Genomic DNA, 8,552 nt, shown 5'->3' with positions numbered 1-8,552 from the left:
CTATTTGCAAGCCATTGCCAAAGGAGAGATTAATGCTTTGAATAATCTAGCTAATTTATACAGTGAGCAGGGTAAGCTGGAGGAGGCGGAGCAATACTATTTGCAAGCCATTGCCAAGGGAGAGATTGATGCGTCTTACAATCTGGCTCTGTTGTATCTTAAAGGAAATACCCAAAAGGGTAACGCTTATGAACGAATAAAAGATTTAGAGGTGAAAGACGATCAGGCTTTAGTAATTAAGATTATTTTAGAAGTATGGAATAATATATTCGAAAATTTAGATAAACGTGTAGCGGAACTAGCGTTTAATGCGGAGCCTAAACACGTAAATTTCTTACTTATCTATCTCCTTTATTTCGAACAGGAACAACTCGTTCTTTCGTTGTTTCATCAGGAAGAAAAAGGAAATGTATTACGGGAAAAGTATATTCTTCTGTATTATGCTACCCTGTTATTAACGAATCAGATGGAGAATAATCTGGAATTACGCATCCCACCCGAAGTGCAATCAACCGTAGAGGCGATTGTCGCCGAGGTAAAAGAAAAGCAACGCTTTTACGCGTAGTGATCCGTACTAACAGAGAAGCGGTCAGAACCTGAATTCTGACCGCTTCTCTTTTGTACTTACTCCGTCTTTAAACTCTTCACCGGATTCGCCGTAGCTGCTTTCAGCGTTAGCGAACTGACCGTCAGAATCGCAATGCCCAGTGCCAGTATGCCCGCCGTTGGGAAGGTCCACCAGGGGAGGGCCGCCCGGTAATGGAAATCTTCGAGCCAGCGATTCATGGCGTACCAGGCCAGTGGGCTGGCAATCAGAATGGCGATCAGGACCAGCTTGATGAATTCCCGCGAAAGCAGGGCCGTAATCTGGAAGGAGCTGGCCCCCAGTACTTTGCGTACGCCGATTTCCTTGGTTCGCTGAAAGGTAGCGTACGAAGTAAGGCCAATCAGACCCAGGCAGGCAATGAAAATGGCAATGCTGGCAAAGTAGATAAACAAACGACCAAACTGCTCTTCGCCTTTGTATTTATCGTTGAACGACTGATCGATAAAGAAATAATCGAAGGGACGATCCGGTACTGCCCGCTCCCAGACGGTCTTCAGAGTTGCAAGCGTACTGGGCAGCTGAGCGGCCTTTACTTTGATGGAAATCTGCTGGCATTCGTGGGGATTGATGCGGAACGTAGCCGCCGTAATGGCCTCCCGTAAAGAGGCCGAATGGAAGTTTTTCACCACGCCGATGATGCGTCCCTTGCGGCCCCACTGGTCAAATTTCTTACCGATGATCTGCGAGGGCGAAGCGTAGCCGAAGTTCTTAACGGTAGCTTCATTCACGATCAAAGCTTCCGTGGAATCCGTGGCGTAATCGCGGGAGAACAGCCGCCCGGCCAGTAAGGGAATTTGATACTGTTTCAGGAAGGTATAATCGATGGAATAAAGGTCCATGTTCGCGGCCTGCATATCGCCTGACTTATTTTCGAGACTGGTGTAGGCTCCCTGGGCTCCGCTGCCGGGTACGGACGAGGATTGAGTTACGGATTCAACTCCGGCAACGTTTCCTAATTGTCGTAGCAAGGACTCGCTGTGCCGGTCCAGGTAACCCGGATCGTTGAGGTTGAGCACTAGCATCTGATCCTTAGCAAAGCCCAGCGACTGGCCACGCATGTAGTTGAGCTGCGTATACACCACCAGCGTACTCACGATCAGGCTTACGGAAATCACAAATTGAAAGACGACGAGTGATTTCCGAAGGATCAGTCCCTGACGGCTGGTCGCAAAGCGGCCCTTCAGCACCGTAATCGCCTTCATTCCCGACAGCACCAAAGCTGGATACAGACCCGCCAGCAGTCCAACAATAACGGCCAGCAGCAGCAGAATGAGCCAGAAGGTAGGGTGGGTGAGGGTAGAGGTGAGAATGGTCTTGCCGGAAAATTCATTGAACAAGGGCAGGATCAGTTCACTCAGTAATACCGCTATGATAAAAGCCAGCGAACTGAGCAGTACGTATTCGCTCAGAAACTGAAAAGTAAGCTGCTGCCGCTCGGCTCCCACGACTTTTCGTACGCCCACTTCCTTGGCTCGTTCACTCGCCCGGGCAATCGTCAGGTTGATGAAATTGATACAGGCCAGCAACAGAATAAAGGCCGCAATGACCGAAAAGATGTACACGTTTTTGAGGCTTCCCTGCTCAGGTGCACCGCGATCGGACTTCAGATAAATGTCCTGCAAAGGCTGCAAACGTAGCGTGTAGTGCATCTGAAACTGAGCCAGTTCTTTGCCCGCCAGTCGGTCGAGGAGAGCCGGGATTTTGGCTTCCAGACCTTGAGCGTTCGTATTTTTCTTCAGTAATAGGTACGAGTAAAACACAAAGTTGCTCCATTGCTGGTCCACGTTCGGCTGTAATTCCCGCGTTAGGGTAGACATCGAAAGCAGCATATCAAAGGGAATATGGCTGGTTTCGGGAATGTCCTTTAGTACACCCGTTACTTTCACCGGAAACTTGCCTTCCATCCGCAGGGTCTGTCCCATCGGATTTTCGTCCCCAAAGTACTTTTTCGCGGTTTTCTGCGTAAGCACGGCACTAAAGGGAGCCTTCAGAGCCGTGCGGGCATCCCCTTGTAGCAAGGGAAACGTAAAGACGTCGAACAGTGTGGAATCGGCCATGTAGATCCGGTTTTCCTGAAACTTCTGGTCGTTGCGGGCGAATACCGCCGTGCGTCCCCAGAGCCGCGTATAGGCTTCTACTTCGGGGAAATTCTGTTTGAGGGCGGGAGCCATCGGTCCGGAGGTAATGTCCGGATGAATCGTTTCCGTGGGGGTTTTAATGTCCGTAACCACGCGATAAATCCGATCGCCTTTTTCGTGGAAGGTATCGTAACTCAGTTCGTGCAGTACATACAGGCTGATCAGCAAGCAGGCCACAATGCCTACGGATAGTCCCGACAGGTTGACAAACGTGAACAGGCGGTTTTTGAGCAGACTTCGTAAAGCGATTTTAAAGTAGTTCCGTAGCATACGTGTAATCGGTAGTGACGCGAAAAATCGTGTCTTATGGGGTTTTCTAGTGGACAAAAGGAGGGTTAGCTCTCTATAATTTCCACGGTTCTCATCTTCGTCAAACCATCTTTCTTGACGAACGTGATGGGTACAAAGTCATCCGTCGGAGCCCCAATGTAGTACAACGACCATTCCTGATCGTAAGTCGTCAGCATTTCCCGCAGGCATTCCACGCGGTTGAACGAGGGCGTCGAGCAGTCGTCCCAGCGAAACAGCTCGACCCGGTAATGCAAGTCCTGTTTTTGACCGTTAATGGTTACTGAAATCTCAATTTCATGCTTACCGGGCAAACTGGGTAGAGGTACAGCAATGTAGGACATACGTGCGGCTGGTTAAGAAGTAATACGATCAGGTAAAGGGCTGTGTTTTAAAAGTATGCCAATTGAAGAGTTGTACTGATAATATATTGATAATCAATACAGTATTAAAAGATAAATGTCCGAAACTGAACGGTTGATGTACAGTTTCGGACACGCGGTAGAGGCGTCTATGGTTTTACTAAATCGTTTATTACGGGGGGCGTTTCGCCGGCAATAAACGGGTTATTCGCTCTTCAGGCTCTTCACTGGATTCACCATCGCCGCCCGAATGGTCTGGCTACTGACCGTGGCCAGAGCAATCAGAAACGCAATGCCTCCCGCTCCGGCGAAAAGCCCCCAGCTCAGGTTAATACGGAACGCAAAGGCCTGTAACCATTCATTCATCAGGTACCAGGAGATGGGTACGGCCAGCACATACGCAATCAGCATCAGTTTCATGAAGTCTTTCGAAAGCAGACCTACAATGTGACCGACACTGGCTCCCAGTACTTTCCGGACCCCGATTTCTTTGATTCGCTGCTCCGCCGTAAACGCCGCCAGTCCGTATAAACCCAGACAGGCAATCAGAATGGCGATCGCTGTAAAGTAGCCAATCATGGTTCCCATGGTTTGCTCGGCTTCGTAATTACGCTGAAAATCCTGATCGAGGAAGCTGTACTCAAAGGGCTCATCCGCGTTCAGACTTTTCCAGGTGTTTTCCAGCGAAGCCAGCAGCCGTTTCACTTGCGGCGTATTCGTTCGGATGACCATGTAATTAAGACCCCAGGGAGCCAGCGTAAATCCAAAGCTATTGATGGGCTGTTGCAGACCCATGAAATTGAAATCCCGAACGACGCCCACGACCTGATAATCCAGTTGTTCATTGGGACTCTTCCAGCGGATTCGCTGACCGAGGATATTCTGCGGTGTATAGCCTAATCGGGCTACGGCCGTTTCGTTGAGGATGATTCGATGGGCGGTATCCGCCGGAAATTTGGTCGAGAAAAAGCGTCCACTGAGCAAATGAAAGCCCATGGTTTCCAGAAAATCGTAGTTGACGTGATTCATCTTTACGTTTACGGCCTGCTCAATGTTTTGGCCCAATCGTATGAAATTCTGATCGCCCGCCACGAAAACGCCCGGATAACTTGTAGCCGCCGCGGATGAAACCACCTCTGCATTTTTTTCAATGGCTTGTTTGAATGTCTGGTAATTGTCTTTGGCCTGGGAGGTACGCAGGGGAATCACTAGCTGCTGATCTTTTACAAAGCCGAGGTCTTTTTCCTGAAGAAAACGCATCTGCTGCCAGATCACCAACGAACCCAGAATCAGCATAATCGATAGGCCAAACTGAAAGACAACCAGCCCTTTACGCAATTGCGTAACGGCCAGACTGTTACTGGCTTTGCCCTTCAAGACCTGAGCGGGATTGAACGAGGACAGATAAAAGGCTGGATAACTACCCGCCACGAGGCCCGTCAGTAAGGCCAGCCCTACGAACAACAGGAGCTTATCGTAATCTTTCGTCAGGGATACGTCCAGATTCGTACCAGCAACCTGATTAAATACCGGCAAACTGAGTTCCACCAGCAGAATGGCAATGGTAAGAGAAAGCAGACTAATCAGCATCGACTCACCCAGAAACTGACCCACCAGCGTTTGCTTTTCAGCACCCATGACTTTGCGTACGCCGACTTCCGCCGCCCGCTTGCCCGAACGTGCTGTACTCAGGTTCATGAAGTTGATACACGCAATCAGTAGCGTAAAAAGGGCTACGGTAGCCAGAATGTACACCAACTGACTGTTTCCTTTTTTATTGAACATGCCTTCGGCTTCCGTATGCAGATGAATGCGTGGAACCGATTCCAGGTACTGGTTCTTACGAAAAGCGACCTTCTTCAAGTCTTCGCCCATGTACTTTTGAATGAAGGCCGGAAACTTGGCTTCCAGAGCCTTGGCATCGCTACCGGGTTGAAGTTTGATGTAGGTATAGAACATGTTGTTTACCGCGAAATTCTGGATGCTTCGGACAAAGGCTCCCAGCTCGCCCGTTTGCAGGGACATGAGGTAGTGCGTATCCAGGTGCGAGGGGCCTTTGGATTCAAAGACACCCGTCACCTTAAAGTCCAGATCGCCGTTACTATTGCTAATCCGGATAACCCGGTTCAGAGCCGGAGCGTTACCAAAAAGCTTTTGGGCCACTTCTTTGGAAAGCACGACCGTATTGGGTTGATCCAACGCTCGTTGAGCGTTGCCTTCGAGGAATGAATACGTAAAGATTTTGAAAAACGTAGGATCGGCGTACGCTCCCTTGCTTTCGTAAAAAGTCTGTACGGAACGATCGCCCTCCATCCGTCTGAGAATGGCTTTATCTTCCGAAAAAGGAATGAATACGCGGGTGACTTCTTCGACTTCTGGAAACTCGTTTTTGAGAGCTGCTGCTACCGGAGCCGCACTCGTGGGAGCCCGTTCAGTTTTGCTTTCGGTGATAAATTCCGTTACCAGGCGGTACAAATCATCCGCCTTTTCGTGATGACGGTCGTAACTCAGTTGCTGCTGCACGTACAGTAAAATGAGCATACAGCAGGCCATACCCACGGCTAGGCCGACGATATTAATCAGGGAAAAAGACTTGTTTTTCCATAAGTTCCGTAGGGCGATTTGGATGTAATTGCGGAGCATCGATTCAGGATTTACGGGAAATATTATTCACTTTTTAGACTTCGAACGGGATTCATCAACGCCGCACGCAGGGCCTGACTACTGACCGTCAGCAGAGCAATCAGCAAGGCCAGCAGTCCGGCAGCTACGAAGACCCAGCCACTAATCTGGATGCGATAGGCAAAGCTGGTCAGCCATTCATTCATCATCCACCAGGCCAAGGGCGAGGCAATCAGGAAGGCAAGGCCCACGAGTTTGAGGAAGTCGCTGGATAACAGGGTAACCAGTTGAAATTCATTGGCTCCCAGTACTTTGCGAACGCCAATTTCTTTGGTCCGTTGTTCGGCTGCATACGCCGCCAGTCCAAACAGACCGAGGCAGGCAACGAGGATGGTCAGGATGGAGAAAACTAGCACGACCTGGGCCGTTCGCTGTTCAGTCTGGTAAAGATTATTTAGGTACTGATCTAGAAAGGTGTATTCAAAGGCCGACTGCGGCATACTCTCCGAGAAAGCATTTTCCAGCTGCGACATGGCCTGCGTCAGCCGCTGCGTGCGAAGTTTCACCAGCAGGTAGCGATACGATTCAGTATTGGCATTATGAAAAGCATAACCCCCGATGGGTTGATGAAAATTTTCAAAATGAAAGTCCTCGACGACGCCCACGATCTCCGTATTGTTATCACCGAAAAGCCCGTACGCTTTGCGGCCGATGGCGTTTTCCGGCGTGTATCCGAGAAAAGCTACCGCCTTCCGGTTCAATACGACCTGAACCGTCGTGTCTTTGGCATCTTTAGGAATCGAGGGAAGGGTTTTTCCCGCAATCAGTTTCAGGCCGAGCACCTGTACAAAATCCGGCGTCGCGTGATTGGTCGTCATTTTGAATTCTTCCGACGACTGTAGACTCTTTCGCAGGGAACGACCACTGCCGCCACTGGCCGGAAACGTCTGGGCCCGGGATACTTCCACCACATCGGGAAGGGAGCGGACGCGGTTCATGAGTCCGTCAATCTGCGTTTTGGACTCCGCCGCAACGGTAGTAACCGCTACCACCTGTTCGGGCTGATACCCCAGCTTCTGATGTTGTACAAACCGAAGCTGCTGGTAGAAAATGATACTACTGATGACGAGCACTATGGAAGCCGTAAACTGGATGACTACCAGACTACGCCGGAACAATCCGGCTCCGGTATTGGCCCGGAAAGTGGTTTGTAACAGATTTTTAGGGGAATAGGACGACAGGTACAACGCCGGATACGAACCAGCAATCAGCGTCACGAGGGTTCCCGTCAGTAGTAATCCGACAATGACTTCGGGTGACAGAATCGCATGGGCCGTAAGGTTTCGTGAGGCAAGGCTATTGAATACGGGTAAAAAAGCTTCCAGCAGAGCGATACTCAACAGAATGGACAGCAACACCAGAATCGCCGTTTCGATATAGAACCGACGGGCAACCAAACTGCGGGAAGCTCCCAGGGCCTTATTGATCCCCACCTCACGAAAACGTTGCTGAGAGCGAGCCGTGCTCAGGTTCATGTAATTGATACAGGCAATGACCAGTACGACAAAGGCCAGTACAACCAGAATCCGTACCTGTTGCGGGTCACCGATTTTTTGGGTGTATACGTGGGCAACGTCTTCGGAATGTAAATGCATGTCCGTTAAGGGTTGCAGGTAAGCCGTATAGTAACGGTTCTCTTCGGGGACATTCTGCTTAATCAGCTTGTCCAACTGCCGCTCGACCGAAGTAGGCTGGGTCTGAGGATTTAACAGGACGTAGGTTTCAAAACTGGCATTGCTCCAGGAAAGGTTTTTATACGCCCAGGTTTCCGTAGCAAAGGAACCAATTAGGTTGGCATCGAACGAGGAATGATCCGGAAAATCGGCGTAGACGCCCGTTACTTCCAGGGTCGTGCGGTTATCTACTTTGAGGTCTTTGCCAAGCGGATTTTCGTTACCGAAATAACGCTCTGCCGTACGCTGACTGATCAGTACCTGATTCGGCTTTTCAAGTGCCGTTTGGGGATTTCCCTGTACGAGTGGAAGATCAAATACCTTAAAAAGCGTGGAATCGGCCCAGTACAGGCTTTTCTCAACGAATTTCTTTTCGCCCGTCGTAATGAAAGCCGATTCTCCGAAGTTGTGTTTCAGAAACCGAACCTGCTGCTTCACGCCGGGAATTTTCTCCTGCATGGTTGGGCCGATGATGTTCGGAGCCGTCGCCCATTTCTCTTCCTTGCCGTCAAACGACACCGCCAGATTCACCCGATAAATTTGCTCGGCCTGTCGATGGTACCGATCAAAGGCTAACTCATCCTTGATGTACAAGAATAGCAGTAACGAAACCGTCAGACCCAGCGAAAGGCCCAGCATGTTCAGGCCGGTAAAAAGGCGGCTTTTCCAGAGATTGCGGAGGGCGAGTTTGAGATAGTTCTGAAACATAGACGCAAAGGGGATTACGAAAGAATCAATACGGCAAAAACCCTACGACTGACTACGTCAGGCGTAAGTATCTGAATTCATCATGCCGTTACGT

General features: G+C 49.9%; 5 protein-coding genes. 1 reads left to right on the top strand and 4 read right to left on the bottom strand.

The window, feature by feature from the left end:
- Positions 1-565 (top strand): tetratricopeptide repeat protein (locus BWI93_RS07605; RefSeq protein ID WP_141217387.1); only part of this gene is annotated, 565 nt, incomplete at its 5' end.
- Positions 566-624: 59 nt separating this feature from the next.
- Here the strand turns inward: BWI93_RS07605 and BWI93_RS07600 are convergent.
- The 4 genes from BWI93_RS07600 to BWI93_RS07585 form a co-directional block, all read right to left on the bottom strand.
- Positions 625-3,015, bottom strand: coding sequence for an ABC transporter permease (locus BWI93_RS07600; protein WP_094809842.1), 2,391 nt, complete (start codon positions 3,013-3,015; stop codon positions 625-627).
- Positions 3,016-3,080: 65 nt separating this feature from the next.
- Positions 3,081-3,377 carry a hypothetical protein gene (locus tag BWI93_RS07595; RefSeq protein WP_094809840.1) on the bottom strand — a complete coding sequence of 99 codons (297 nt, stop codon included), beginning with the start codon at positions 3,375-3,377 and terminating at the stop codon, positions 3,081-3,083.
- A 222-nt stretch (positions 3,378-3,599) separates the two neighbouring features.
- The gene (locus BWI93_RS07590; protein ID WP_094809838.1) at positions 3,600-6,038 is read right to left on the bottom strand and encodes an ABC transporter permease; all 2,439 of its coding nucleotides are present in this window, start codon (positions 6,036-6,038) and stop codon (positions 3,600-3,602) included.
- A gap of 23 nt (positions 6,039-6,061) precedes the next feature.
- Positions 6,062-8,458 carry an ABC transporter permease gene (locus BWI93_RS07585; RefSeq protein WP_094809836.1) on the bottom strand — a complete coding sequence of 799 codons (2,397 nt, stop codon included), beginning with the start codon at positions 8,456-8,458 and terminating at the stop codon, positions 6,062-6,064.
- Positions 8,459-8,552: the final 94 nt, after the last annotated feature.

This window comes from Siphonobacter sp. BAB-5385, assembly GCF_002261125.1.
Classification (GTDB): domain Bacteria; phylum Bacteroidota; class Bacteroidia; order Cytophagales; family Spirosomataceae; genus Siphonobacter.
Note: the sequence above shows the minus strand (reverse complement) of the source record. Positions and strands in the feature narration are given on the sequence as shown.